Below are 24807 nucleotides of genomic sequence, written 5' to 3' on the forward strand. Positions count from 1 at the left end.
CGGGCCGCGGAAGCGTCCCGTGGTCCCGGGGGAAGGTTGCAGCCCTCCGGCAGCAGCTGGCCGGCGGCGGTCAGCGCAGGCCGGCCGCCGACCAGACCGCGCGCACCCCTACCACAGCCTCGCGCACGGCGGCCTGGTCGGGCGGGGCGACGCCGAGCCCGACGGGCATGCTGCGGGTGAGGATCGCGTCGGCCAGCGTCCGCACGGCCGGGATGTCCAGCGTCAGCACCGCCACCACCCGCTGCAGATCCCCGACCATCTGCTCGACGCTCCGGTCGAGTCCAAACCCGACGTCGTGGAGCAGCTCGCGGACCTCCGCGGCGTCGGGGTCGCCAGCCTGTGCGCGGCGGAGGACCGTGAGGACCTGCCAGAGGTAGTCCAGCTCCCACGAGCGCAGGAACAGCAGGACGAGGCCGTCCTCGGCGCCGGCGCCGGGCAGCAGTTCCTCGGCCAGGCGGCCGAGGATGTCCGCCACCGCCAGGTAGGTCTCGCCCGGCATCACGAACGCGTCCTCGTCGAACCGGTCCGCAGCAACCATGGCAGCCCGGGCCAGGGCAGGGAGGACGCGCTGCTCCAGGTACTGCACCTCGAGCAGCCAGGAGACGTCACCGGGCAGTACGCACCGGCGGTCCGGCTCGTCGACCCGCGATATCCCCACATTGCCTCCCCGCCGTTCGTACCGCTGCTGCCGCCAGCATGGCGCACCCGCACCATCCACCGGAGGTGAACCGGCAAGCCCGGGCTGGGAGACAGCGCCGGCAGGGTGCGGTGGTCAGGGGGTGTCGCCGGAGTGGTGGAGGCGGCAGACGACGCCGGGCCCGGGCCCGCGGGGCTCGCCAGGCCGCGGGTCGTACAGGGCGCGGCCGCCGGGCCACCGGGTCAGCTCGGTGCTCAGGGCGACACCGTCGTCGATGTCCTCGGCGGACCAGCCGTCGATGTCTAGCAGCAGTCCGTCGAGGGGGCCGCCGACCAGCTCGGCGTAGGAGCGGTCCGGCCGGGGGCCGGGGTCGGGATCGTCGTGGTCGGCGCCGTAGACCCGACGGCCCAGCCGCAGCCGTTCGTCATCGCGGTCCATGCGCTCAGCTTGGCAGCCGCCACCGACATCGTGAGCGGGACGGGTGGCCTGCTGCGGGACAGGGCGGCGCGGGCAGCCGGCTGGTCGTCACCGTCGTCTTGGCCGGGGCGGTGAGTGCAAGGTGGGCCTGGTCGAGGGCGGGTTGTCGTTCTCGTCGGGCCCGGCCTGCTCCTGGATGGGTTACCTGCCCGTGACCGCTGCTCGCTCTGGGGGTGAAGCCGTTCACTCGCTGGGGGGACAGCGGTCGGCATCCGGCTGGGCGACTCCGGCCAGTGCGCTATTCCAGCTTGCGTGATCAAGTATCTCGCGCGCGGCGTGGCCGCGTTCTCCCTCGCGCTCGCCCCCGTCCTGTCGACCGTCCCCGCGCACGCGGCCGAGCCCGTCGTGCTGCCCGTCCAGGAGGCGGTCAACCGCCTGCCGGTGACCGCCGAGTCCCGGGACGGCTACACCCGCACCGCCTTCAAGCACTGGAACGCCGGCGCCGACCCGGCCGACGGATGCAACACGAGGAACGAGGTCCTCCTGGCCGAGGCCGTCACCGCGCCCGAAGTTGGTGCCCGGTGCGCGCTCACAGGCGGCAGCTGGCTGTCCTACTACGACCAGACCGTCGTCGACGCCGCGTCAGGACTGGACATCGACCACATGGTGCCGCTCGCCGAGGCCTGGGACTCCGGCGCCTCCGCCTGGACCGCCGCACGCCGGGAGGCCTACGCCAACGACCTCGGCCAGGCCACCAGCCTCGTCGCCGTCACCGCACGCTCGAACCGCTCCAAAGCGGACCAGGACCCGTCCCAGTGGCTGCCGCCCGCCACCGGAGCGGTGTGCCGGTACGTGGCCGAGTGGACCGCCACCAAGCTCCGCTGGAGCCTCACCGTCGACCAGGCCGAGCAGGCCAAGCTCCAGGAGCTGGCGGCCGGCTGCACGACGAGCAGCGTCACCTACGAACCGGCGTAACGCCGAACGTCGAACGCCGACCGGGAGCATCAGCGGCGGGTCGGGCAGGGCGTCCTGTCCGGCCCCGACCGGGCGGAACCGGCCGCCCCCGGTCGGCTCCTGGTCGTTCTCCGGCCGCCGGGGCCGCGTACCAACCGCCGACAGCACTCACGGACGCACGGCGCGAGCAGTTGGAGGACATCGACCCGTCCTGGTGCCCTGCCTGGCCGTGGAGTGGCAGCGGTGCTTCCACCTCGTGCGCCAGCACCTCAAGGCCGGCCACCCGCTGCCCATGGTGCCGGGCGAGGTCGTGCTCCAGGGCGAGGACCTCGGTCGGTAGGTGCGGACGGTCCGGCTCGGCTGGGACAAGCTCACGACCGTGCAGCAGTGGCTGTGCGAGCAGGTCCTCGGGATCGAACCCGCCGGCGAGGACGAGAAGCCGCCGCCGCGCCGTACACAGGCCGACAAATGGATGCTGAACTACGAGGCCGCCGAGCAGTTCTACGAGCGCGAGGGGCACCTTCGAGTGCCCCGGAAGCACATCGAGCGCCTTACCGTCCACGGCAGCCACGGCCAGGAGGAACGGGAACTCAAGCTCAGTGCTTGGAGCGGGAACCAGCGCTCCCGGGCGGTGACGCTGACGCCGGAGCGAGCGGAGCTGCTGTCAGCCATCGGCATGCGGTGGTCGTGATGGTCGTCGCCGTGACCGCGGCCGTGGAGCTCGTGGCCGGCTATCTGCTCGGGCGGCTGCGTCCGTGGCGGCGCCTGGGCGACTGGGCGGCCGATCAGGTCCGCTTCACCGGAGCGTGGGTCCAGGGCGGCAGTGCGCGGCAGGCCGTCGTCGTCCTGGTCCACGCCGTCACCGAGCCGAGCGCCAGCTGGCGCATCCTGCGCTCCCCGGCCCGCGAGGCGCAGGCGCCCATGCCTGTGCGAGATCCGGACTGGGCCGCCAACCGCGTCCGAGGACAGCACGAGTAGACACAAGGTCACCGACTACCTTACTGGCGAATAAAGGTTCGACAGGGCAAGGCCCGGGCCAGGCGTCCGGGCCTTCGCCATGCCCCGGGAACTTCCTTCCCGGCCGCTGGTGTCCGGGGTCGGGCTTGCCGCCCTATGAGGTGGAGGGGGCCGTGCCCGGCACGACGAGACGCAAGCGCCTGAGACCTGTCACTGTCCGCCCGTCCTACGAACTAACGCCGGAGGCAGTACCAATGACTAACCGCCAGACGCCCAGGGGAACCCCCCGCACCGGTCACCGCTACTCTGAACTCAGACAGGGCTTCGACCCTGCAGGGGCGCTCTCAGGCAGAGAGCCGCAGCAGGAACGCCGACCGCGCGGCGTACACCCCGCGGACGACATCCATATGGGTGTCCGCCGAACCCTGCCCCCCGCCTTCTAGGAGACTCCCGATGGCTCGGGACCCCCACCCGCACTCCCCCACGTCCGCCCGGCCCGAACCGCCCGAACCGGCCGACGCAGGAATACCGTCGGAGCCACCGCTGCTGTCGGTGCACGCCGCCGTGGTGTTCCTGGCGGCCATCATCAGCGGCCTCGTCATGGGCGGCCTGATGTTCCTCCACGACAAGTCCGTGCCCACAGCCGTCGCCACGGGTCTGGGTGCCTTCGGCATCAGCGTCCCCGTACTGCACAAGCTGATCGGCTGACCCGCGCGGTGGGGCCAGGTGCACCTGCGCCTTGCCCCACCGCCCTTCTCGGGCATCAGGTGACGCTGAACTCGTGGGCGGGGGCACCGCGCCACTCCACCCACTGCGGGTGGTCCAGGACCGCATCCGGTTCGGTGATGCTGGCGGCCTCATCGCGGTCGCTGTAGGCGGCGCCGAGGATCTCGTCCCGGCCGCTGTTGTGCACGGTGCCCCTCCGGCCGCCCTCGCTGGAAGGCCGTTGCACGATGATCGGCGCACTCCTCACGCCTTCCAGCGTGCCCTGGACCGAGCCGATGAGCGAGTCGGCCCGGTCCAGGGCAGGGAAGGCCATCGGTCGGCACCCGGTGTGGTGCAGTGGCCGGGCTAAAGCCTTCTTACCCGCCGTCTGTGCTGCGTCATGCCCCGGTGCGTGCCTGGCGGCGGCGTTGTTGGCGCGCTGCACGAAGGGCAGCGCGTTGTTCGGGCTGAACGTAGACGACGAATACGGCTTCTTGGATCAGTGAAGCCACGTCATCCACCTCTTCGTAGGAGAAGGCCAATCCATCGTGCAGACTCCAGTTGCCGAGTGTCCGTGCCTCGTCAAGATCGCGGACGACGTCAGCTGGCACGCCTTTGTTGGTCAGGTCAGCGATCTTTTCCTTGAGGTTCCGACCGGTGGCCCCTCGGTCTTTGCAGAGCTCTTCGACAGTCGCTCGGTACATCGCTGCCGCTGCCCGCAGCGCGCCAGCTTCCTGGCACCTCGTGGCCTCGCCGAAGAGGTCTCGGGCTTCCTGTGGGGCTGCTGGATCGAGGGTCTGTGCCGTCCGACGAGGATGCACGAGGATCAGGAACCGGGGCTTGGACGCCTTGTTCTTGATGGCTGCGGCGATGGCTTCGTCATCGCCAGTCGTGGGCAGGTCCAGGCCCCAGTGCTGGTGCACTATGGCGGTCTTCCCGCACTTCTGGCAGGCGAGGATGTGCTCGACGACGCGGAAGACGTCGCTCTGGGGTCGCGGGGCTGGGACGGCGGTGGTGCCGTTGAAATCTGCACCTGAGCGAGCGGCGCCGAAGGGCTTTTCCTTTAGAGTCGGCCACACTTCGCGTCGGCTGAGATGGTTGAACGCCACGTTCAGTTGGCAGTTCGGGCACTCACCCGTCGGCGTGCGAGTATCAATGTCTTCCATCGTGACACGGCTGCGCTCACTCATTGGCCAATGCTTTCACCCGGCGAAGCCACCACGCTCCCAATTTCCATCGACCGCCTGGGCGAGTGTCTGCTCTTCAACACCGCGCCGATGCCAGGACCTGCAAGTGGTAGAACCGGGTATGACCTTCATAACGCCGGGTGTAGCCGCTGCCGGCATCAGGGCAACAGGAAGTGTGGCCAGTGCTCTGATCGGACGGTACCGGCCCGCAGGCGTGCCTCGGCTGGGCAGCAACGAGGACCGGGCGGAGGCGTACCGGCGGCTGTTGGACGCCTCCGCCCGGTCGTTCGGCTACTCCTACCAGTTCGCTCACCTGCGCCGTGAGGCCGGGCGCGCGGCGAACAAGGTGCTGTTGGGGCAGCTGCCACAGGCTTGGGAACTCAGTAGCGAACTCATCGGGGCACTGCAAGGCGTGCGGCTGTGTGGCAGCGTGCATGTCATCGCCGCTGCGGAGATCCTTGTCGCCGCGACCGGCGACCTAGACCTGAATGAGAAGAATGCCGGCCGCTTCCAGCGGCAAGTTGAGGCCGTGGTGGCCGCCCGAGATGCGTTCCTGGACATCTGCCGAGAGGATCTTGCCTACACCGCCCGCTGGTGGCAGGTTCGTCGACGGTTCAAGGAGCGCCGCTTCCTGCGGAAGCAGGCTGACCGTTGAGGTGCCGCTGGCGATCTAGTAGTTGCTGATGAGCTGTGCAGTTGCGGAGCCGAGCTGAATGGTCCCGAAGGAGGGCGTCTTTTCGCGGTAGACGGCTCCTGGGATGCGGGCGGCGGATCGCGTCAGCAGCTCGACCACTTGATCGTGTTCGGTGTCGGAGTCAGCGTTCCAGACGAGCCGGTCTGGTCGGGTGGGATGGGATGGCCGGTGATCCAGGCGAGGCTCAGGTCGAATCGGTACCAGAGCGGCATCGAGCGCATCAGGAGAGCGCTGCGTAGCGGTGCGCTGGCGGTGTATCTCCAGCGCGCATGGTGTGCAGCTTCCTCGTTGGTGAGAGCGTGGTTCCGCCACAGCGGCGATCGCCCATCTCTTTCATGCCATCTGGTCTCCTGCCGGAAGATCATGCGCGCGATCTTCATGTCACGCCAGCGCATTGAGTCCACAAGTTCGAGGCGCGCTCCTGTGGGGAGGTGGTGCAGTCGCACTCGACGGCAGGTGGTGTCGATTACGCGGAGGCCGGGGATGCCACACAGGCCGTGGTCTTCGTGGAGGTAGGGGAGGATCCGGCTGGCGACGCGGCAGGCCGTGTTGGTGTGGATCTCCAGGTGGCCGGGCTGGTGGCAGATGGCGTTCAGGTAGCCGCTGATGCTGGCCATCGCAGACCTTCCCGGCTGTTCCAGGGGGTGCGGGTGCTCCCGGTTGCTCATCAGGCACTCGAAGAGCAGTGCTTGAAAGGCCAGTTGTCCGCGGTCGGTGGCGTCCAGGCTGGGCCGACCGCCCTTCGCCTGGAGTCGTCCCAGGTAAAGGAGGTCCGCGAGTTCCTTGCTGATCCGCTTATCGGTCGTGTGCGGCATGGGGTTCTTGCTCCGGCTGCCCCCGGGTGGCAGCCGTGAAGGAATGCCTGCACGGTTACCTGGAAGTGTGTGGTGCGGGACTGGGCATCCCACCCTCAAGGCACCCACAAGTCCGCCCGGGCGGCTCGCTCGCCTCCAGGCCGTCCCTGGCCTGTCGGACAGGACAGTAGCGGACCGCACCGAGCAGATCACGCGACGCGCCGCACGCTTTCGGCTTCGAGTCCAGCGGTTCGGCGCGTGGATCAAGCGGAACCGTGCCCGACCGTTAGCTGCGCGTTGTTCTGCCCGCCATCCGCTTCAGCTCTGGTGTGGCCGGCAGCGCGTCGAAGGCGCGTGACGCAGAGCGGAGGAAGGAACCGTACAACCCGACGGCAGCCCTGCTGGTCTGTCCTGTGCACCCAGCACAGGGCATCCCAGACCCACCGGAGATGAGGCGCAGTGTCCAAGGTCATCTACCTGGATCAGAATCACTGGATCACGATGGCGCAGGCACGCTTTGCGCCCGAGAAGATTCAAAAGGCCGAGGAACTCGAAGCCGCCGCTGTGTTGTGGGAGTTGGCTGACTCAGGGCAGGTCCGGTTGCCGCTGTCAATGGCCCACCTCGTCGAGACCGCTCGTGCTGGCTTGAAGCCCAGCCGCCGTCGGCTCGCACGGGCCATGCTGGACGGCTACGGAGGGTGGCACATGCTCAGTCCGCTGGTCGTCCGGCGGTACGAGTTGGTGGGCGCAGTCAGCGGACCGAAGCTGACGGCAACGGACGTGTTCACCACCGCAGCGAACTCTCCCTTCTTCGACTACACGCCGCCCTCCATCGGCACCCCCGCGCCGACCCCCTCGCCTCGCCCCGAGGACCTCCCCTGGCGGATGGCCTGGGCAAGCACCCTGCTGGAAGAAACACTCTCTCCCGAAGAGCTAGCCGCCAGCACCGCGGTCATCGAGCGATGGGCCGCCACCCTCTCTACGCTCGCCCAGTACATGCGGGAACATCCAGCAGATCGCGACATACGCCTGGTGACGGCCACACACATGCTGAACGATCAAAGCAGGGACCTCGCCCAGGCCCTCCAGACAGCTGGCGTCAACAGCGAGGACTTCTCCACTCACCTGAACGAGAAGACGGTGATCGACTTCTTCGCTCGCATGCCCTTCAATGGCGGCGTGCTGGAGGTTACCCAGGCCCGCTTGCGCAACGCATCGGACGAGTGGGTCCGCAACGATCTCAACGACCTGTTCTACCTCGCTTGCGCCGCAGGCTATGCCGACCATGTCGTCGCCGAGAGGAAGACCGGAGCCTTCCTCCAGCAGGCGACCCGCAGACTCAACACCCCGCGAGCCACGGTTCACGTCAATCTGCGCTCCCTGGTGCAAGACCTCCAGGCGCCGCAGGAGACAGGCCGCTCGTAGCAGGTGCGCGTGATGCCTGCGTGCAGCGGACGGGCTGTGCGCGTACTGGAGGCCGGCGCTTGAACGCCGCCTGGCCCCGGCCGGGCTTCTGGTCTTGGCCCTCGGTGCCCCGGTCAGGCTTGCTCCTAGTCGGTCTTGTCCCGCTGGCCGCAGTCCCCCGCCGTCCCTGGCCGCCGGGCAGCCGGGCAGCCGGACCTGGGCCGCTCCTCAGCCACGCCGAGGGCGGGCCCCTCACTCCATCGGCTTGAGCTTCTCCGCCGACTCCAGTTCTGGAAGCGAAGGAGGCGTCTGGGCCCGGCCTCCCCTCGGGCCGGGCCCGCTGTGCTCACCGCGGCCTGGGCAGCGCAGTCAGGGGCCGCCGCGTTTCCGGGTGGCCGATGACCCGCCACACCGGGCGGTCCGGTCCGTGTGCGGTCAGCAGGGACAGGGTCGTCGTCGCCACGGTGATCCGCCAGTTCGGGCGGGCGCGGTCGTGGAAGACGGCTTCCTTCGTCGCCGGTGCGGCGCGGCGTGGGGCGGGGGCGAAGACGAACAGCAGCGGCGGGAAGGGCCGGTACAGCGACCGCCCGGCATAGGTTTCCTGCCAGTGGGAGCGCGGGACGCGGGCGGCGTTGCCGCGTCCGGACGGCGGGGCGCCACGGTAGGCGTCGTAGCGTTCCAGCTTGGCGAGCAGGCCGGCGTAGGACATCGTGCGGTCGATCTCCACGAAGGCACTGGAGCCGTCGGCCAGGAGCACCACGGCGTCGGCTATGAGGTTCCCGGCCGGGGTGGAGTGGGTGGCTTCCACCCGCCAGTCGGCAGGGTCGGCCGCCTCGGGCTGGTAGAAGGCGATGACGGTGTCAACCAGGGCGAGGCCGTGCTCGCGCAGGCCCCTCTTGCTGGCCGCGACGCGCTTGCCCGTGGTCCGGCCGGTGGTCGGCGCGAGTTCGCCGGAGGCGGCGGCTTCGGCGAGTCCGGCCGGGGTGCAGTACCAGTAGCTCTGCTGGGCACGGTGGGTCCGGCCGACCAGGGACCCGGCGAGCAGATTGCGCAGCGCGCGGCGGAGGTGGTCGGTGCCCTGCTGGTGGGGCAGCAGCAGCGCCTTAAGCTGGCGGGGTGTGGCCAGGCGCAGCCGGGCGAGGGTGATCAGGACCTCGCCCTGCAGGTCCGCGCCGGCCTTCGCCGCGGCCGGCTGCGGGCGCGAGACGCTTCTCCAAACACATTCGTGTTAGGAGAAGAGGAGTTGCAGCCGTCCTGGACGGGCGGACAAGGGGTGTGGCCTGCGACAACGGCCAGATGGCGGCGTGGGGCTGCGGGGGCTGAGAGCGGGGCTCGCAGCAGGTCCCGGTGCGGGGCTCGCTGTCGCGGCGGTGCCCGCCGGGGTCGGCGGGGTGTGCGGGGTGGGATCGGTGGTCATCGTGTCCTCGGCTTCTCTCCAGCCATGCGGACGGGTCGGCAGTCGTCCGGCCCGCACACGGATCTGCAGCACGGGCCGGGACCACCGTGCAGGGGACCCCCTTGACCGCGGTCTAACCGTGGCCCTGTCCAGGAGAAACACGGCAGCGGTCAGGGCGGTAGCAGAGGTGGTCAAGGGGTCATGGCCGGGTTCGTGCTTGGGCCGACCATCCTGGACAAGGGGGCACGGTTTGACCTTTGCAGTCCCGATTCTGGCTTTAACGCTTTGTTTTGGCCCCACTTTTCCGGTCTGGGATGGCCCCATTCAGCGGAGTCTGGTGCTGTCGGAACGGTCTGAGGTGGCCCCGGGTTCCGGTCAGTCCTGGCCCCACTCACGGGCCCTATCGGTCCAGGAAGCGTGGGTCGGCCGTCAGGATGTAGTGGCTGAGGAGTTCGCGGTTGTGGAAGGCGGAGTGCAAGAGGACAGCCAGGTCTGTGAGGGCCTTGAGGTCGCTGCTTGAGACGACGAACGTGCCTGCTTCTGATCCGAAGTGGAGCTTGTCCGCGCTGCCGGGCATGCGCGAACTGACCAGCGACTCGGCCAGCCCCTCCCAGCCGTGACCATGACTCTCGGCGTCGTGCTCCTCGAAGATGTCGGCGACCTGCTCCATGTCGCCGTCGAAGAGATAGAGGCAGTGGGAGGGGTCGGATTCGCCGGTTTCGTCCAGGTGGAACGGGGCCAGGGCTGATGGGTCACTCATGGGGGTGATGGTAGGTGCCCGGGTATTGAGCGGGACCGAGCGGTCCGTCAGGCTGAGCGGGTGTTCGTCTTCGCGGTCCTGGCTTTGGTCTGGGCGAGCCGGTAGGACTCGGTGCCGGTCTCGATGATGGTGCCGTTGAAGGTGAGCCGGTCGACGATGGCCGCGCAGAGCCGCGGGTCGGTGAACGTCTTGGTCCAGCCTCCGAACGATTCGTTCGAAGCGATGGCCACACTGTTCTTCTCCTCCCGCTCGGTCAGAACCTGGAACAGCATCTCGGCGCCCCGCCGGTCGAGCTCGAGATAGCCCAACTCATCAATGCAGAGAAGATCGACGCGGCCGTAGCGGGCGATCGTCTTCGACAGTTGTTTTTCGTCGGCGGCCTCGACGAGCTCGTTGACGAGCTTGGCGGCCAGGGCATAGCGGACGCGGCAGCCGGCCATGGCCGCGGCCGTCCCAAGACCGATCAGCAGGTGGGACTTGCCGGTGCCGGAGTCCCCGATCAGGCAGAGCGGTTCGCCCTTCTTGACCCAGTCGCAGGTGGCGAGGTTGTTGACCACGGCGGGCTCGACGTTGGGGTTGGCGTTGTAGTCGAAGTCGGAGAGCCACTTCTGGCGGGGGAAGCCGGCCGCCCGGATCCGTCGCTCCGAGCGTCGCCGGTCGCGGTCCTCGCACTCGGACATCAGCAGCTCGGCCAGAAACCCCCGGTAAGAGAGCTGTTCGCGTTCGGCGCGGGCGACGAGGTCGGGGAACTGGGCTCGCATGGTAGGCAGCCGCAGGACCCGGCAGGCGGTGTCGATCGCCGCGTCGGAGGCGGTCTCGGTCAGGTTGTGGTGCGGGCCGGTCATGGCACGTCCTTCCTGGAGCGGTTCAGCAGCTGGTCCCAGCGATCGAGAGCGGGCAGGGGACGCTGGTCTGTGGGGAGACGGACGGCCCGGCGAGCGTTCAGGCTGACCACCTCGCTGGGTTCCGGCCCGGGCAGAGCCGGTGCCGGCCCGGTGACCGTCACGGTGGGGGAACGGCCATCGCTCTGAGCGGCCTTGCGGGCTTCGAGGGCGACGATGTCGGCGGCGTGGGCACCGGCAGCGAGGGCGGATCGGATGCCAGCGATCACATCACGGTGTTCAAGGTGGCGGTGCAGCAGGAGCACGTGGACCAGCTGCTTGGTGCCCTCGGTGTCGCCTTCCGCCTTCTTCGCCGCAGCCCAGAATGCTTCGTGGGCGGCGGTGAACGAGCCCTCTCTGCGGGCCTGGTCCAGGGCTTCGGAGCCGGCCATGGCGCCGGGCTTGGCCAGCAGTACTTCGAGGAAGTGGTCCAGGACGACCCGCTCAGCGCCCTTCGCCGTCAGGCGAGGGTGGCGGGCGATCTCGGTGCGACCGTGGAAGATCACCAGGTCGCTGGAGCGGAGCACGACCCGGACGGTGCGGCCGATGAACCGGGCCGGAACCGAATAGCGACAGACCCTCACCGCGATCATCCCGTAGCGGTCCACCCGCGGGGTGAACACGACGCCGGTCTCAAAGGAATCCCGCGGCAGCGGCATCAGCAGCACGGACTCGCGGGCGAAGTCCTGGCCGATCGTGCGGATCCGCATCCCGATCCGCCGGCCTTCCTCCGCCCGCTCAAACTCGGCGAAGGACTCGTTCAGCTCATCCAGCGAGCCCACCCGGGGAACGGGCGTGAGGTAGTTGCGGCGAAAGTATCCGACCTGACCCTCCACTCCACCCTTCTCATGAGCCCCGCGAAGTCCCGGCTCGCAGTAGAAAGGGGTGAGCCCGAAGTGCTGACGGAACTCCGTCCACTTGGGGTGTTCGTCCCGTGACCGGCTCTTGTGGATCACCCGGGAGACCGCCGGGGAGAGGTTGTCGTAGCGGATCTGCCCGCCGGGGACGCCGCCCAGCGTGCGGAAGGCGTGAACGTGGCCGTCCAGGAACGCCTCCTGGCCGCACGAGGTGGTGATGCGGTGCACCGCCTTGCCCGAGTAGGCCAGACGCAGGGCAAAGACGAAGCACTTCGTCCTCTCGCCCGCCAGGTCCACCCATGCCTCGCCGAAGTCGACCTCCGCGTCCATGCCCGGCTGGTTGTGGCGGATCACGAACCCCGCCGCCGGCGCCGCCCCCGCAGCCTCGGCGATCTCCCGGCGCCGACGGGAGACGTAGTCCCAGACCGTGGTGTAAGCGATCTCTGCCCCGCACTCCTGCCGCAGCCGGTTCAAGATCCGCTGGACCGTGTGCCGCTGCTTCGGCGGTGCTTCCAGATCCCCCAGCAGCCACTCGTCGATCGTCTTCTTGAACGGCTCCAACCTGGGCGAGGGCCGAACCGGCGTCTTCCGCGGCCTGGGCACCGGCGACGCCAGAGCCTCGCGTACCAGCCGGCGGTGCACGCCGTACTTGCGGGCCAGTGCCCGAACCGACAGCCCCTCCTGCCACGAGTCACGGCGGATCCGCAGGAACAGCTCTTCCCTCGACAACTCCATCCGGCATCGCCCCCACGCGGTGGCCCACCACGACCGTCCCACCGCCCGCCACCTGGTGGGGCCAGTTCAGACCGGAACAACCCCCGAACGCTCCCGTACGCCCCCAGGGGTGGGGCCAACTCAAGCCGGAAAGTGGAGCCAAATCAGAGCGTTAATGCCACGATTCGCCGGTTTCGGCTCGGGAGAGCTTTCTGGCCTCTCCACAGGCTGGCGGGCCGACCCTGCTGGGACGTCGCCGTGACCGGCACGGCGCCCGTACGTCAGGAGTTGCCCATGTCCCCGATCGTTCCCTCGCTGCCGCCGCGCCTGGTCCAGCTCGGCTTCGACTACGTCCTGGCGGTGGAGGCCGGAGACGACGCCACGGCGGCGCGGCTCGCGCCCGAGGTGGAGCAGGTGCCGGGACTGCTGCCCGGCGTCGCGGAGTTGGTCGTCTCTCCCGTGACCGCGCTGTCCGACGACACCGAGCCCTGCGCCGACTTCTTCGTCCTGGACGAGGTCGGTGTCCTCTACCTGATGGCGATCCGCGGACGGGCCACGTGCGCCCCGCGACGGCCGCGCCGGGCATCGCTCGCACCCTCGCGCACTTCGTCGGCCAGGTCCTCGCCGACGCACCGACCGACGTCGTCCCGGCTCTGCAGACACTGCGCGACGAACAGGTGGCACAGGCCCGCGCGGTGGTGGAGACGTGGTGGCCCTGCACCGCTGACCGCACCACCGCACCCGGTGGGAGCGCACCGGTGCGGTGGTGCGCGCATCACGTCCATCCGGTGCGCCTCCACGAGGTGGGCGGTGCGCGCACCAGTGCGGCCGGCGCGCGGGAGTGGTGCGCACCGGGTGGACGCGGTGCACTGGAGAGAGCCCGCGTGGAGGCGGTGCGCACCACCGCGCCGGGTGCGCACCACCGGGTCACTCAGTGGCCGGCCTCCCGGCCGCGGTGCGGTCCGGGCTCCTGCGGGCGGTGCGCCTGCTGGTCGTTCGGGCGCACCGCGTCGGCATCGGCCTGTGCGGTGCGGCGGTCCGTGCGGGCGAGGGAGTCGTTGGCCATCTTGGCGCCGACCTCTTGGAGGCAGCGCAGGCGTTCGGCGGTGAGATCGAGGGCTTCTACGTCCGTGCGGGATTCCCGCAGGGCCCGCAGCGCCGTCATGTCGATCGCTCCCCTGCAGTCGGCCTTCGGCTCCTGGTCATCGTGCTCGGGGTCGGCCGGCTCGGGCGCGAGCAGCTGCTCGGGCATCGCCGCCTGCTGGTGGGCGACGACGTCGTACGCCCGGCCCCGCACCACGGTGGCGGTGGCTGTGGTGGTGCGCAGCTGCTCGCGGACCACCGCGCCGGCGAGGACAGCGCGCTTGTACTGGAGCGGGATGCGGGGGATCTCCCACTCCCCCGCGTCCCGGCACGGGGGCCGGTGCGCGGCCGGGTCGCCGTGATCGGCCGGGGGGTGTCGGTCCGGGTCGGGCGCCGGGGTGGGTGGTCTGCGGCGGGCGGTGAGGTCGGACAGGGCCCACCGGGCGGTGTAGAGGCGGTAGCCGGCTTCCCGGCCTCGTACGGTCTTCGGCTCGGTGATGTCCAGGCAGTGGGTGGCGATGGCGGCGGCCACCACCTGGTCGTCCAGGCCGGGGTCGCGACGTTGGCCGCGCAGGACGAGGGCGAGGTGGCGGCGGGCTTCGGCGAGCAGGTGCCGGCGGTGGAAGCGGCCGCCCTGGTTCATCACGAACACGGTCGCGGTGACGTCGACGGCCGCCAGCGCGATGTCGACCACGGCGACGACCCGGGCCCGGATCGCGGCGGCCGCGGCGCGGGCGTGCTCGAGGAGGGAGGTGATGACGTCGGCGGCGACACCGGAGGTGAGGATCGCGCTCACCTTCCACCACACGCGCAGCTGCGCCAGCGGCCGGGTCTTCTGCTTGGGCGGGCGGGTCTTGCGGGCGGCTATGGCATTGAGCTTGGCGCGGGCCCGTTCGGAGACGACGGGCAGGAACCGCGGTTCGCCGTCGTCGTCGACGGCGGTGACGTACTCGTGCTCCAGATCCTCGAGGCAGGCGGCGATCTGGTCGCTGCGCCGGGCAGTCCAGCGGATCAGCTCGTGCGGGACGCCGGCTATCTCCATCACAGGCCTGCGTCCCGGGGTGACGGTGCGCGGCTCGGTCGCCAGCCCCAGCGCCTCGCAGAGCTCAGCGGCCACCAGCTCGTTGTAGAGGGCGGAAGCCGCGACGGTGTTCTCGTGGAGGGCTGTGGTGTGGATCGAGCCCCACGTCCCGTCCAGGCGCTGACCCTTCACGGACAGCAGCAGATGGTCATGCAGGAGCGGCCGTCCGGAGCGAGCCTCGTAGTGACGGAAGCGGGCGGCGACCAGACCGCCGGGCGGCCGCACCCGGTAGACGCCGTCCTTGCCATACCGGATCACCGCTACCTCGTCCTCAATCCACTCCAGCACCCGCCCGATCGCGTACTCGTGCGCGGCCTCGATCACCCGCCGGGTCTCCTCGTCCCCGAGCGCCCACAGGAGGTAGATCGTCGGCTGCGGCCGGAAGACGAGGTCCGCCCCGGTCACCGTCACCCGGCGCCCGAGGGCGCCGGCCTTGAACGCCTTCTTCGGGGAGTCGCCCGCGGCGAGCTTGTCGGCCTCGATCCGGTCCGCGTACGGGTGCCGGCCCCGCTCACCGAACAGGTTCCGTAGCTGGTCCTCGGTGACTTCCTCCCCCGACGCGAGTCCGAGCACGGCCAGGCCGCGGCCCATCCAGCGCCCGGCCGGGACCCCGGCCTGCTCCTGGGCGACGCGCAGCGGCGCACCCGCCGGGCGGCGGCCGTCACCGACCACGGTCTCACGCAGGTAGTAGCGGTACATCTGACCGGCTCGGATCACCCTGATATCCACTGTCATGCAGGCCACGACACACGGCTCTGACCTGCAAGAAAAGGCCGATCAGCTGGATGTCCCGCCAGGCGGGAGCAACGGCTGAGCTCTCTTCACCGGAGTCCGCCGGGCGGGAAGCGGCGCCGGGCCGGGCACGAATGTCATAGCTCTCTCTGGCAGCCCGCACATCCTGGCCCGAACGACACCAGCTAGCACCGCTGAGCATCACCACGCGGCAAGGAAAGAGCACCGCCAAGGAAGCACCGCCTACCCAGCCCCCGGCAACCGCCGGGGGCTTCGTCGTGCTGCCCGGAGGAGACGACCGTGCCCACCTTCGAGACCCGCCCCCGCTTCACCGCCGACCTCCAGCACCTAACCCCCGCCCAGCGCCGGCGCTTCCGCCGCGTCGTCCTGGACGCCTTCGTGCCCGACCTGCGCACCGGCCGCCAGTTCCGCCCCGGCTTACGCATCAAGGGAGTGCGCTGCGCGCCGGGCGTCTACGAACTCACCTGGGCGCCGGACGGACGCGCGACGTGGTCGTACGGCCGGGCCGTGGTCGCCGGGCTCCCCCACGTCATATGGCACCGGATCGGGACCCACAGCATCCTCGACGGGTCCTTGGCCGATCGCCGTCGTTGAGGCTCGGGGATGGAGCGGATCACGGCGGTCATCGTGTGATCAGCGCGCACCACCTCGCGGTCACATCTCGTTGGGCGGGGCATGAAGCGGACTACCGGGCCGGGCCGGGTCAAGGCGCTGGCGGAGCGGCCGTAGTGGCGGCATACACGCTGGCCGACGTCGCGGCCCGTCAGGCTGGAGCGCGGACGCGGTGGAGGACGTGGCCGCCGCCCTTGATGTCCTGGCCGGTATGCTCGCCCGGCTCGATCGCGGAATGCGCGGAGGTTCTCTCCGTCATGCCGATCGTCGCGGCCCCCATGGTCGAGCGCGCCGAACAGGCAGCAGCCGGGACGAACGAAGCCGTCGTCGGCGGCAGCGGGATGGCCGGGACGAGCGCTGCGCCAGGCACTTACCGCTCGCGGTCTGACCCGGCAGCGTGTCCACAAGTTCGGTGCCGCGCTGGACACCATGACGCTGGACGCACCCGAGGCGCAGGCCTCGGCCGGCCTCCTCAGCCGACGCGACGCCCTCCCCCGACAGAAGCCGCGGAGGACGATGACGGCTGGGGGTCTGAGCGGGGCGGCCCCCGTTGCGGGGCGGGGCTGGGACGGCGAAGGGTGTGTCCGCCGGTGACGTTGTCGCTGGACACACCCCTCGAGTTGGTTGTCGCTCAGCCGGCGGAGGCCGCTTGGCTGTCCCGGTGTCTGAGGAGCAGGTCGAGCATCTTGCTGAACTCGTCGGGCGGCATTTTGCGAATCAGATGGTGCGCGGCCGCTACACCGTCCTCGTAGGGGAACCGTCGCAGCTGCGGACTCGGGCTCTGATCGTCACCAACCGGGAGGGCTCGCGGCTCGGGGACAATTTGCCTGGGCTCGTCGTCCTGGCGCTGATCGTTCCCGGAGACCGCAGATGCCTCAGCCGGATTATCACGGCGTGATAGCGGGTCCTCTCCCTCCTTCTGAGCCGCTGGCGCTGCCGGCTTGGCCCCCTGTTGCCGCCTTTGACGCTCGGCAGCGGCACGTTCATCCGCTTTGCTCTTCTGCTCGGCGGGGGAGAGCTTGCCCAGGTTGCGGACGTGCTCCACCGTCCGCGCCCCTGTCATGAGGTCCTTCTGGAGTTCGGGGGACAGTTTCAGCAACGACAGCTTGCTGGAGATCGTCGCCTGGGAGATGCCGAGGCGCTTGGCGGCCTTGGTCTGGGATCCGTAGTGGTCCACCAGCTGTTGAAGGGCGTGGGCTTGCTCAAGGTCAGTCATGTCGTCGCGGTGGTAGTTCGCGATGAAGGCCGACTCGAGGAGTGACTGGTCAGTGCTGACCCGGGCGTCGTCGACACGGACGGGGATGGTGGCCAGCCCCACGCGCCGCGCGGCCTCGAGGCGCCGGTGGCCGTCGACGACGATGTACTGCGTTCCCTCGTCCAGGTCGTCGGCGCGGTGGGGGCGGTCGCGCAGATAGGCGTCGGTGGTGGCCACGACGATGGGCAGGATCACTCCGACTTCACGGACCGACTCGACGGTCTCGTCAAGGTTGCGGAGGTGGTTGCGGGGGTTGTCCGGGTTCTCGCTGATGAGCGTCACCGGCAGCTCGTTGATCGCTGCGGTGGCCGCGCTGTTGCCGCCAAGGGTGCGCTCGATGGCGTTGCGGCGGGAGCTCCGAGCGCCGCGGGCTGCGCCGAACGCGGGTGCGGTCCCGAGGGAGTCGGCCTTGCTCAACGGGTTGCTCCCCTCGCTACTTGCCGCATGGCTTCTGCCTGGTCGCTGTGTGGGGCGTAGGAGAGCAGCGGCATGCGCTTGCGGACAGCTTCGCGCTGTTCCTTCAGGTCGCCGATGACGGCGAGGACGGCTGGGTCACCGATGGCCTTCCAGCTGTCCAGGGACGAGGTCGCGACGTAGCCGCGGCGTGAGTCGTACTGGTTCACGACCAGGCCGAGGTAGTCGACGTCGATGGAGAGGTCGTCGCAGAGGTCTTCGATCTGCTGGGACAGCATGGTGTACGCGGTGGCGGAGGAGTCCTCGGCGAGGACGGGGATGATGACGCCGGAGACACCGACGGCTTCTCCGCGGCGTCGTCGTCCGTAGTACAGGGCGGCGTCCATGGCGATGCCGAGGCTGGGCGGGCAGTCGATGATGATGACGTCGTAGTCCGCTTCGAGGGGGCGCAGGGCCATCTCGAGGGCGGCTTCCTTCTGGAACCCGCGCTTCTGGGTGGCGACGACGGCGATCTTCGCGTCGAGGAGGAAGCCGTCGAAGCAGGCGGGCAGGACGTGCAGGCGCTTCCCGAACCGCGGGTCCTCTATGGCGACGACCAGGTCCCGCAGGTCGCCGTGGCCTTCGCCGCACATGTGCGAGACGAGGCTGTCGTGGTCGGGTTCGATCTGCGGGACGCCGAGCTGCTCGCTGAGGTGTCCCTGGGGGTCGAAGTCGACGATGAGGACTCGTTTGCCTGCTTCGGCGTAGGCCTGGGCGATGCCTGCCGAGATGGCGGTCTTGCCTACGCCGCCCTTCTGGTTGCCGACGATTTTCCGTTCGGGGTCGGTAGTGCTCGCGCCGTGCTGCGGGGAGGGGTGTGCGTCGAGCCAGTCACGGATGGACTGGGCCAGACCCTGCGTGTAGGAGACGTTGCGGCTGGCACAGGTGCCCTTGAAGTCCTCGTACAGGCCTGGAGGCAACCAGGTGGAGAACGACCTGGCGCCGGTTGTGTCGACTTCCGCACTCGGTGAGGTGCGGGCACGCCAGTCCGTGATGGCCGCCTCGACAGCGTCCTGGATGTCCAGGGCAAGTTCGGCGGCACGTACTTTGAGTTGTTGCTGGAGCGCCGAGGGCAGCTTGGACGCTACCTTTTCCCGGTCTCCGTCTGGGTAAGGAGAGGCCATGGCGTCACCTTACTGACTTTCATGACCGTCGTGGTACCCGACTCGGGTGTTTTGACTGGCTTTCACCAGCGCGAGGAACGACGGCTCCCGATTATCACGGCGTGATATTCCGGGGCGGGTCGTGTGCGGGACAGCTCGCACAACACAAAAGCGGCTCTTGCCTTCACAGCAGAGCTCGTGAAGGGCGCCGCGGGCAGCCTGCGGCGAGCATCGCGGTGAACTCAGCGACGGCCTTCTGCTCGCCGGGGTGGAGGGGGCCGCTGCCGTGTCCGCATCTGCGAAAACGGGCGGTCGCGAGCGCACCGTCCGGCGGTACAGCCGGGCGCGGATCCGGTAGCGGAGGGAGGCGCGCTCCTCGCGCTCCTTGATGGCGTCGGCGAGCAGTTCCTCGAGCTGGGTCATCTGCTCTTCGGCGAGCCACTGGGGCTGGTAGTCGTCGCCGCGACGGACCGGGCACAGGTGGTCGTGTCCGGCGTACTCAAGCCACGGCACGCAGGCGGGCTGGGTGGGATCCTCGCCGATGCCGGAGCTACGGGCAGCGGGTGAAGTGGTAGTCGATGGGGGCGCCCGCGTGGAGGTCGGAGTGGAGCTGGGCGAGGCCGCGGACCCCGAGCTCGCGCAGCAGGGCGTCGACGGTGAGGACCTGGCGGTCGATGCCGGTGTGGTGGTAGTCGCCGAGCATCGTCACGCGGTGCACCAGGCGAGGCTGAAGCGGTCGACCGGGACGGTGTAGCTGCTGGCCCACGGGTCGCCGGGTTGGGGGTGGCGGGCGGCGGGGCCGGCGCGGTGAGCGGGATGCCCAGGGCGATGAGCTGGGTGGTGACTTCGGCGGTGCGGCGGGTGAACTGGTCGAAGATGGTGGTGGGCATCGGCCCTCACCTGGACGGGGCCGCCGGGACCGTGGTGGTCCCGGCGGCCGGGCGGACGGGGTGTCAGCGGGAGGCCGGGGTGCGGGCGGCCTTGTGGCTATCGCGGTGCGCGCTCTGCGCCTGCTCGGCGAGCGTGCGCAGGCCGCGGGACTCGCCGACGGCTCCGTGTTCGCTGCACATCACCTGGTAGCGGGTGCGGCCGGTGCAGCCGGCGTTGGGGTCTCGGGGCTTTCCGGAGGGGGCGATGGCGTGGTCGCAGACGCTGCCGTCGCGGTGCTGGGGGTCGATCCAGATACGGATGCGGGCCACGAAGGGTCCTTCCGGTGCTCGGCGGGTCGGGTGAGTCGGGTCAGTCCCGGGTGGTCATGAGGGCGAGGGCCGCGGCGACGGCGTCGGTGAGGGTGGTGCACACCGGGACGCCGTGGCGGCGGGCGACGTAAATCAGGTACCGGTTGCGCTCGGGGTTGGGGCAGTCGGGCGGGCATCCGAGAACAGTCCGGCCGCTGCCGACGTCCAGGCCGAATTCCACGTTGGTGGTGAAGCCGGGGAGCACGGCGAGGTCGCGGGGGATCCAGAAGAGGATCGCTGTGGCGGTCGCTCGGGCGTGGGTCTCCCAGTCGACCTGGGTCTCGTAGCGGTCGGCGCGCTCGCCGTCGCGGGACTCGGGGCTGAGCACAGTCAGCGGCTGTCGGCCGGTCCACTGCATGGTGAGGGCGCGGACGGCGTCGGGCCGCCAGGACGGGACGGGCGCGCTCTTGTCGGGGGTGGGCCCGGCGAGGAACACGGACGGTCCGGCCGGGATGGCCTCGCGGGCCATGACCAGGTTGACGCTGCTCATGCGACGGCTCCGTTCTGCGCGGCGGCGCGGGCGGTGTGCTGCGGGGTCCAGGGCAGGGGCAGGCCGTCGTGCTCCTGGCGGGGGACGACGTGGACGTGCAGGTGCAAGACGGTCTGCGTGGCGGCCGCGCCCTTGGAGATGATCAGGTTCGCGGCGGGCAGGTCGGCCATGAGCTCGGCGGCGCGGCGCATGACCGTGGCGGTGACGTCCGGGTCGGTGCCGGCGTCCTGGACGTGGACGCGGGGCAGGACCATGACGTGGCCGTCGGTCACGCCGCCGGACCGGGGGCGGATCGCGAGGGCGTCGGGCCATTCCCGGACGATCGCAGCCGGGGCGGTCCCGGCCGCGATCGCGCAGAACGCGCACGGGGGCTGTTCGGTCGAGGGCACGGGGCTTCTCCTGTCGGTCTGGTGGACGCGGGTGCCGCGCCCGTCCGGCGCGACGGGCGCGGCACTACGGGAGGGTGGCTAGGGGGTGGTGGTGTCGGCGATGACGAGGAACTCGTCGGAGGACATGTCCATCACGACGTGGGCGATCTGGCCCTGGGCCTCCTGGCGGGCGGTGTACTCGTCGGCAGGCATGGAGCCGCGGGGGTGGCCGGCGGGGAAGGTCTTCAGGACGGTGCGGGGCTGGTCGGACATCTGGGCGTCTCCCGGTCAGCGAGAAGAAGCTGGACTTCGTCGGATCGGCGCGGCGGTTCCGTTACTCGCCGCCGGTGGCCTGTCGGCGCTCGAAGGCGTCGATCAGGTCGCCCAGGTCGTTCGGTTCGGGGGCGGTGCCGACCCAGTCGCCGTGCTCGGTGAACACCTCCACCGGGGTGTCGTCGTCGAACCAGCACAGGTACGGCCCGTACCGGTCGATGACGGCCGTGGCGACGGCTGCGGCGGGGTCGGCCAGCAGGGGTGCGGTCTCCAGGACGGTGAGGGCGGTGACGGCCAGCCACATCGGCTCGTCCGGCCTGCGGGGGAGCCGGAGGTGACCGGTGACGCGGAGCTTGTCGCCGGGGACCAGGTCGTGGATGACCGCGCGCGCCATCACCGGGTCGGCGACGCTGCAGGGCAGGATCATCTCGTCCGTTCGCTCGTCCGTCGGGGAGACGGTGAGCCGGAACCGAGCCGTCGATCCGTGCAGGTCGCCGGGCACGGTCTCCTCGTCCAGGTAGCCGTCCAGCGCTATCGCGTCGTCGCCGGCCATCACGCGGCCGCCTTCGTGGTGAGGGCGGCCTTGAGGACGGCCCAGTTCTGCGCCTGCCGGGCCGGAGTCATCGGCTCCTTCCACGGCTCGTAGGGGGCCGGGCGGGTGGGGATGAGCTCGAGCTCCAGGCGGGCCATCACCGCCTCGCGGACGGTCGGCGGCGCGTGGCGGGCGGCCCGCTGCTTCTCCTGTCGGCGGCGGTCCTGTTCGGCGACGACGCCGACCCAGTCGTCACCGAGCCGCTCGCGGAGGCCCCGGCGGAGGCGGTTGCGGTCGCGGTGGGTGGTGGCCGCCCACACCCCGGTCGGCGTCAGGTGTGGGTTGGCCAGGGCCCACTTCAGGCAGCCGGCCGCGATCGGGCAGGCGCCGCAGGCCCGCTTGGCCAGGTTCAGGGCGGCCGGGCGGGCGGTGCCGGTGACGTCCTCGATCGCGAACAGCCTCGGGCTGGTCTGGCAGGCCAGTGGGTTGGAGGCGGTGGGGAAGGGGATCCGGGGGTCGGCGACCCGGTCCGTGACGGTCGGGCTGCCGGTGCGCGTGCCGCTCATGACGTGACCTCCGTGAGCTGCGGGGCGAGGTGGGGAAGCTGGAGCAGGACCTGCTCGAACAGCGGCAGCGGGACGCGCCAGGGTCCGAGCTGTCCGCCGCACGGGATGGGCAGGGCCAGGGCGTGGACGTCGGCGAGGTCCAGGTGGACGCGGTCGGGCTGCGCCCAGGGGCTGCACGGCTCGCCGGGGTCGGTGTGGGAGCCGTTGATCCGGACGATGCCGAGGACCGCCCGGGTGGGGAGCTCGCGGTCGCGGATGGTGCGGGCGACGAGCGGGAGGCGCAGGGCGGGGCGGTCGACGGTGGCTCCCGCGTGCAGCAGGTACCAGCCCGGGGCCCAGGCCCGGGGCCGGTTCTCCACCCGCTTGTCGCCGTGCAGGATGCAGGCCGCCCAGGGCTGCTTGACGGTGATGCCTCGGATCCGGTCCGGGGCGTAGAGCGTCGGCGTCATGCGGCCTGCCTCCACACCGCCGTGCCGGGCCGTCCCGAGCGGCGGCCGTTGACGGACGGCACCGTGGTTTGGGCGGTCGTCGCGATGACGGCGCGGCCGGTGTGCTTGCCGTCGTAGAGGGCGGCGTCGGCGGCCCGCTGCAGCACGGCGAGGTCGCGGGATCCGGCGACGTCCGGGGTGGCGGCGCCGACGGAGGCGGCGACGTCGATGCTGCGGCCGTCCTCGAGGACGACGGGGGTGTGCAGCATCCGGACCAGCTGGGCGAGGCGGACCTCACGCCTGGCCGGGTCCAGGCGCACGACGGCGGCGAACTCGTCGCCGCCGAGCCGGCCGACTGCGGCGTGCGGGCCGGACCAGGCGGCGAGCCGGTCCGCGGTCACCCGCAGCACCATGTCCCCCGCCGCGTGCCCGAGGCTGTCGTTGACGGCCTTGAAGCGGTCCTGGTCGACCAGGACCACCGCGACCTCGTCGCCGTGGCGGCGCAGGAGGCGCTGGGCGTGGGCGGTGTAGGCGTCGCGGCGCAGCAGTCCGGTGAGCGGGTCGCGGCGGGCGGCGGCGATACGCCGGTGGAGGGCGACCGCGTGGACGGTCCAGCCGGTCAGCGGGAGCGCCGCGGCGGTGATGAGGAGAGTGCGGGAAGGCTGCCGTAAGGCGGCGAGGGAGTGCATGATGGTCTCCGTCCTGCCCGTGAGGGCGGATAAGAGAAGGCACACCCTCCTTGGCTGCCAGGCGATAGGGGGTGTGCCTTCTGCGTGTGCGGGGTGGTGGGCCGGGCTGTCCGGTCCTCCGCACCGCCCCACCCGGCCGGCGGGGCGCCGGGGGTGGGGCGGCACGGGGAGCCGTCAGGTGCGGTCGGGCTGCTGGCGGTCGTGGAGGGTGAGGAACTCGGTGCCGAGGGCGGCGTCGGCGAGGATCACGCGGAGGATCGAGGCGATGCCGTCGCGCTCGATCGGACCCAGGCGGTCCCACAGTTCGTGGGCGTCGCCGTGAGCGCTGACGGCTCGGACGTATTCGGCTTCCGTGGTGGCCGTGTGCGTGGTGCCGCACCGGCCGCAGCGGAAGACGGCTTCGTCCCAGGGCATTGGCTGCTGAGGTGTCGCCGTGTCTTCCGTGGTGCGTCGGGGGGCCGGCTGCGCCCAGGTCTGCCGGAGTTGCTGGGTGAGCCACCGGATGTCGGCGGGGGCGGCCGCAAGGAATTCACCGAGCGGGAGGGACTGGCCTCCGCTGTCGCCGAGGACCGCGACGGGGTGGCCGGTGCTGTTCTCGATGAGGCCGGCGTCGCCGTCCCTCTGCCGCCAGCCGTCGGGGACGGCCTGCAGGCGGGTTTCGATGGCGGCCAGGCGGTCGGGCACGGACTCCCGGTGTTCTCGCGGGGTGTCTGTCGTCATGCGGTTCTCCGTATCGGGTGCGGGGCCGGGCTGTCCGGTCCTCCGCACCGCCCCACCCGGGCGCGCGGGGCGTCGGGTGGGACGGCACGAGGAGCCGTCAGGGTCGGCGTGGGTCAGACAGCCAGGGCGGCGGGCTTGTCCAGACCGACGCCACGGAGCGCATCCAGGAGGTAGGGCTCGAAGCGGGTCTGGTGCTGGGCGGCGACGGCAAGGCCGACCGCGCGACCGTAGGCGTACAGCTCGGCCGCCCGGCTGAAGCCGGCGCCCTCGAGGCCCTGGTCGACGGTGTTGCGGGCCAGGTGCTCGATCCAGCTCTGGGCGGCCGACTCGCGACGCGAGTGCGAGACCGAAGCGGCCACCGCCTCCGCCCACCGTCCGCTGGCGCAGGTGCGGCCGCCCACCTGCTCCCAGTTCCAGCGCCGCTCGCCCATGCGTCAGCCTCCGCGACGACACGGATCTGGTGGGACAGCAGGCGGTAGGGGTAGTGCCGCTGCGACCAGTTGCCGGTCTCGCCGACCGGCTCCACGATCCACAGCCGGACCGGCCAGGTGACGGGCCAGATGCCGGTGTCCTCCAGGGCCTCACCGACGCGCTTGACCATCCGGAAGTACGAGAAACGGGTCTCGTCGTACCACTTGTTGCGGCAGGGGTTGGGGTGGTCGACGACCTGGCCGACGCCGGTGGCGAGGTTCACCGGCGTCCCGGCCTGTCGGGACATCTCGATGACGCCGTCGGCGGGGGTGGTCATGTACCAGGTGACGGGCTTGCGGGCCATGCTGTCCTCCACTGGGTGGTGGCGGCTGGAG

Annotated in this window: 31 protein-coding genes; 8 read left to right on the forward strand and 23 right to left on the reverse strand. The window is 70.6% G+C overall.

From position 1 onward, the window contains the following. Positions 1-70: 70 nt before the first annotated feature. Positions 71-658 (reverse strand): hypothetical protein, encoded by a 588-nt coding sequence (locus ACWD3O_RS28070; protein WP_451417806.1) that lies wholly within the window; start codon positions 656-658, stop codon positions 71-73. A 114-nt stretch (positions 659-772) separates the two neighbouring features. After that, positions 773-1075: a hypothetical protein gene (locus ACWD3O_RS28075; protein ID WP_451417807.1), complete on the reverse strand. Its 303-nt coding sequence runs from the start codon at positions 1073-1075 to the stop codon at positions 773-775. Between the two features lie 291 nt (positions 1076-1366). Here ACWD3O_RS28075 and ACWD3O_RS28080 point away from each other — a divergent pair, with 291 nt between their 5' ends. The 5 genes from ACWD3O_RS28080 to ACWD3O_RS28100 all read left to right on the forward strand — a co-directional run bounded on the left by ACWD3O_RS28080 (position 1367) and on the right by ACWD3O_RS28100 (position 3673). Continuing rightward, a complete protein-coding gene (locus ACWD3O_RS28080; protein WP_451417808.1) occupies positions 1367-2029 on the forward strand; it encodes an HNH endonuclease family protein in 663 nt (220 codons plus the stop codon). A 193-nt stretch (positions 2030-2222) separates the two neighbouring features. Then, positions 2223-2348 carry a hypothetical protein gene (locus ACWD3O_RS28085; protein WP_451417809.1) on the forward strand — a complete coding sequence of 42 codons (126 nt, stop codon included), beginning with the start codon at positions 2223-2225 and terminating at the stop codon, positions 2346-2348. Further along, the gene (locus tag ACWD3O_RS28090) at positions 2349-2699 is read left to right on the forward strand and encodes a helicase associated domain-containing protein (RefSeq protein WP_451417810.1); all 351 of its coding nucleotides are present in this window, start codon (positions 2349-2351) and stop codon (positions 2697-2699) included. Further along, positions 2699-2986 carry a hypothetical protein gene (locus ACWD3O_RS28095; RefSeq protein ID WP_451417811.1) on the forward strand — a complete coding sequence of 96 codons (288 nt, stop codon included), beginning with the start codon at positions 2699-2701 and terminating at the stop codon, positions 2984-2986. Before ACWD3O_RS28090 ends, ACWD3O_RS28095 begins: the two co-directional genes overlap by 1 nt. A 432-nt stretch (positions 2987-3418) precedes the next feature. Further along, a complete protein-coding gene (locus ACWD3O_RS28100) occupies positions 3419-3673 on the forward strand; it encodes a hypothetical protein (RefSeq protein ID WP_451417812.1) in 255 nt (84 codons plus the stop codon). A 55-nt stretch (positions 3674-3728) separates the two neighbouring features. Here the strand turns inward: ACWD3O_RS28100 and ACWD3O_RS28105 are convergent, their stop codons facing one another. Both ACWD3O_RS28105 and ACWD3O_RS28110 read right to left on the reverse strand, forming a co-directional pair. Continuing rightward, entirely contained in the window at positions 3729-4004 is a 276-nt protein-coding gene (locus tag ACWD3O_RS28105) for a hypothetical protein (protein WP_451417813.1), read from the reverse strand. A 64-nt stretch (positions 4005-4068) separates the two neighbouring features. After that, positions 4069-4860 carry a DUF4145 domain-containing protein gene (locus ACWD3O_RS28110; RefSeq protein WP_451417814.1) on the reverse strand — a complete coding sequence of 264 codons (792 nt, stop codon included), beginning with the start codon at positions 4858-4860 and terminating at the stop codon, positions 4069-4071. 172 nt (positions 4861-5032) lie between these two features. Here ACWD3O_RS28110 and ACWD3O_RS28115 point away from each other — a divergent pair, with 172 nt between their 5' ends. Continuing rightward, positions 5033-5512: a hypothetical protein gene (locus tag ACWD3O_RS28115; RefSeq protein WP_451417815.1), complete on the forward strand. Its 480-nt coding sequence runs from the start codon at positions 5033-5035 to the stop codon at positions 5510-5512. Between the two features lie 122 nt (positions 5513-5634). Here the strand turns inward: ACWD3O_RS28115 and ACWD3O_RS28120 are convergent, their stop codons facing one another. Further along, complete coding sequence (locus ACWD3O_RS28120; RefSeq protein ID WP_451417816.1) at positions 5635-6366, reverse strand: hypothetical protein; 732 nt, start codon at positions 6364-6366, stop codon at positions 5635-5637. 438 nt (positions 6367-6804) lie between these two features. On the opposite strand from ACWD3O_RS28120, the gene ACWD3O_RS28125 reads away from it, so the two are divergent. Next, positions 6805-7770, forward strand: coding sequence for a hypothetical protein (locus tag ACWD3O_RS28125; RefSeq protein ID WP_451417817.1), 966 nt, complete (start codon positions 6805-6807; stop codon positions 7768-7770). Positions 7771-8095: 325 nt separating this feature from the next. Here ACWD3O_RS28125 and ACWD3O_RS28130 read toward each other — a convergent pair whose 3' ends face one another. From ACWD3O_RS28130 to mobF, 5 genes are all read right to left on the reverse strand, one after another. Continuing rightward, positions 8096-8914, reverse strand: coding sequence for a replication-relaxation family protein (locus ACWD3O_RS28130; protein WP_451417895.1), 819 nt, complete (start codon positions 8912-8914; stop codon positions 8096-8098). Positions 8915-9545: 631 nt separating this feature from the next. Beyond that, positions 9546-9905 (reverse strand): Imm51 family immunity protein, encoded by a 360-nt coding sequence (locus tag ACWD3O_RS28135; protein WP_451417818.1) that lies wholly within the window; start codon positions 9903-9905, stop codon positions 9546-9548. A 47-nt stretch (positions 9906-9952) separates the two neighbouring features. Further along, positions 9953-10750: an IS21-like element helper ATPase IstB gene (gene istB, locus ACWD3O_RS28140; protein ID WP_451417819.1), complete on the reverse strand. Its 798-nt coding sequence runs from the start codon at positions 10748-10750 to the stop codon at positions 9953-9955. Then, positions 10747-12378 carry an IS21 family transposase gene (gene istA / locus ACWD3O_RS28145; RefSeq protein WP_451417820.1) on the reverse strand — a complete coding sequence of 544 codons (1632 nt, stop codon included), beginning with the start codon at positions 12376-12378 and terminating at the stop codon, positions 10747-10749. The genes istB and istA overlap by 4 nt, the downstream gene beginning before the upstream one ends. Positions 12379-13288: 910 nt before the next feature. Then, positions 13289-15256, reverse strand: coding sequence for a MobF family relaxase (gene mobF / locus ACWD3O_RS28150; protein ID WP_451417821.1), 1968 nt, complete (start codon positions 15254-15256; stop codon positions 13289-13291). A gap of 297 nt (positions 15257-15553) precedes the next feature. Here mobF and ACWD3O_RS28155 point away from each other — a divergent pair, with 297 nt between their 5' ends. Further along, entirely contained in the window at positions 15554-15868 is a 315-nt protein-coding gene (locus ACWD3O_RS28155) for a hypothetical protein (RefSeq protein WP_451417822.1), read from the forward strand. Positions 15869-16517: 649 nt separating this feature from the next. Here ACWD3O_RS28155 and ACWD3O_RS28160 read toward each other — a convergent pair. From ACWD3O_RS28160 to ACWD3O_RS28220, 13 genes are all read right to left on the reverse strand, one after another. Beyond that, positions 16518-17558, reverse strand: coding sequence for a ParB/RepB/Spo0J family partition protein (locus ACWD3O_RS28160; protein ID WP_451417823.1), 1041 nt, complete (start codon positions 17556-17558; stop codon positions 16518-16520). Continuing rightward, positions 17555-18718 carry a ParA family protein gene (locus ACWD3O_RS28165; protein ID WP_451417824.1) on the reverse strand — a complete coding sequence of 388 codons (1164 nt, stop codon included), beginning with the start codon at positions 18716-18718 and terminating at the stop codon, positions 17555-17557. The genes ACWD3O_RS28160 and ACWD3O_RS28165 overlap by 4 nt, the downstream gene beginning before the upstream one ends. A 529-nt stretch (positions 18719-19247) precedes the next feature. Beyond that, complete coding sequence (locus ACWD3O_RS28170) at positions 19248-19415, reverse strand: hypothetical protein (protein ID WP_451417825.1); 168 nt, start codon at positions 19413-19415, stop codon at positions 19248-19250. A gap of 235 nt (positions 19416-19650) precedes the next feature. Then, a complete protein-coding gene (locus ACWD3O_RS28175; protein ID WP_451417826.1) occupies positions 19651-19896 on the reverse strand; it encodes a hypothetical protein in 246 nt (81 codons plus the stop codon). Positions 19897-19936: 40 nt separating this feature from the next. Next, positions 19937-20425: a nucleoside 2-deoxyribosyltransferase domain-containing protein gene (locus tag ACWD3O_RS28180; protein WP_451417827.1), complete on the reverse strand. Its 489-nt coding sequence runs from the start codon at positions 20423-20425 to the stop codon at positions 19937-19939. Further along, positions 20422-20814, reverse strand: a complete 393-nt coding sequence (locus tag ACWD3O_RS28185) for an HIT family protein (protein WP_451417828.1) — start codon at positions 20812-20814, stop codon at positions 20422-20424. Before ACWD3O_RS28185 ends, ACWD3O_RS28180 begins: the two co-directional genes overlap by 4 nt. Before the next feature lie 78 nt (positions 20815-20892). Further along, positions 20893-21066: a hypothetical protein gene (locus ACWD3O_RS28190; protein WP_451417829.1), complete on the reverse strand. Its 174-nt coding sequence runs from the start codon at positions 21064-21066 to the stop codon at positions 20893-20895. 61 nt (positions 21067-21127) lie between these two features. Then, positions 21128-21619, reverse strand: a complete 492-nt coding sequence (locus ACWD3O_RS28195) for a hypothetical protein (protein WP_451417830.1) — start codon at positions 21617-21619, stop codon at positions 21128-21130. Further along, positions 21619-22164, reverse strand: coding sequence for a WhiB family transcriptional regulator (locus ACWD3O_RS28200; RefSeq protein WP_451417831.1), 546 nt, complete (start codon positions 22162-22164; stop codon positions 21619-21621). The genes ACWD3O_RS28195 and ACWD3O_RS28200 overlap by 1 nt, the downstream gene beginning before the upstream one ends. Further along, positions 22161-22613, reverse strand: coding sequence for a hypothetical protein (locus tag ACWD3O_RS28205; RefSeq protein WP_451417832.1), 453 nt, complete (start codon positions 22611-22613; stop codon positions 22161-22163). Before ACWD3O_RS28205 ends, ACWD3O_RS28200 begins: the two co-directional genes overlap by 4 nt. Further along, positions 22610-23281 (reverse strand): GGDEF domain-containing protein, encoded by a 672-nt coding sequence (locus ACWD3O_RS28210; protein WP_451417833.1) that lies wholly within the window; start codon positions 23279-23281, stop codon positions 22610-22612. Before ACWD3O_RS28210 ends, ACWD3O_RS28205 begins: the two co-directional genes overlap by 4 nt. A 174-nt stretch (positions 23282-23455) precedes the next feature. Continuing rightward, positions 23456-24001, reverse strand: coding sequence for a hypothetical protein (locus ACWD3O_RS28215; protein WP_451417834.1), 546 nt, complete (start codon positions 23999-24001; stop codon positions 23456-23458). Between the two features lie 113 nt (positions 24002-24114). After that, positions 24115-24432 carry a hypothetical protein gene (locus ACWD3O_RS28220; RefSeq protein WP_451417835.1) on the reverse strand — a complete coding sequence of 106 codons (318 nt, stop codon included), beginning with the start codon at positions 24430-24432 and terminating at the stop codon, positions 24115-24117. Positions 24433-24807 lie beyond the last annotated feature (375 nt).

The organism is Streptomyces sp. NPDC002640 (assembly GCF_053592575.1).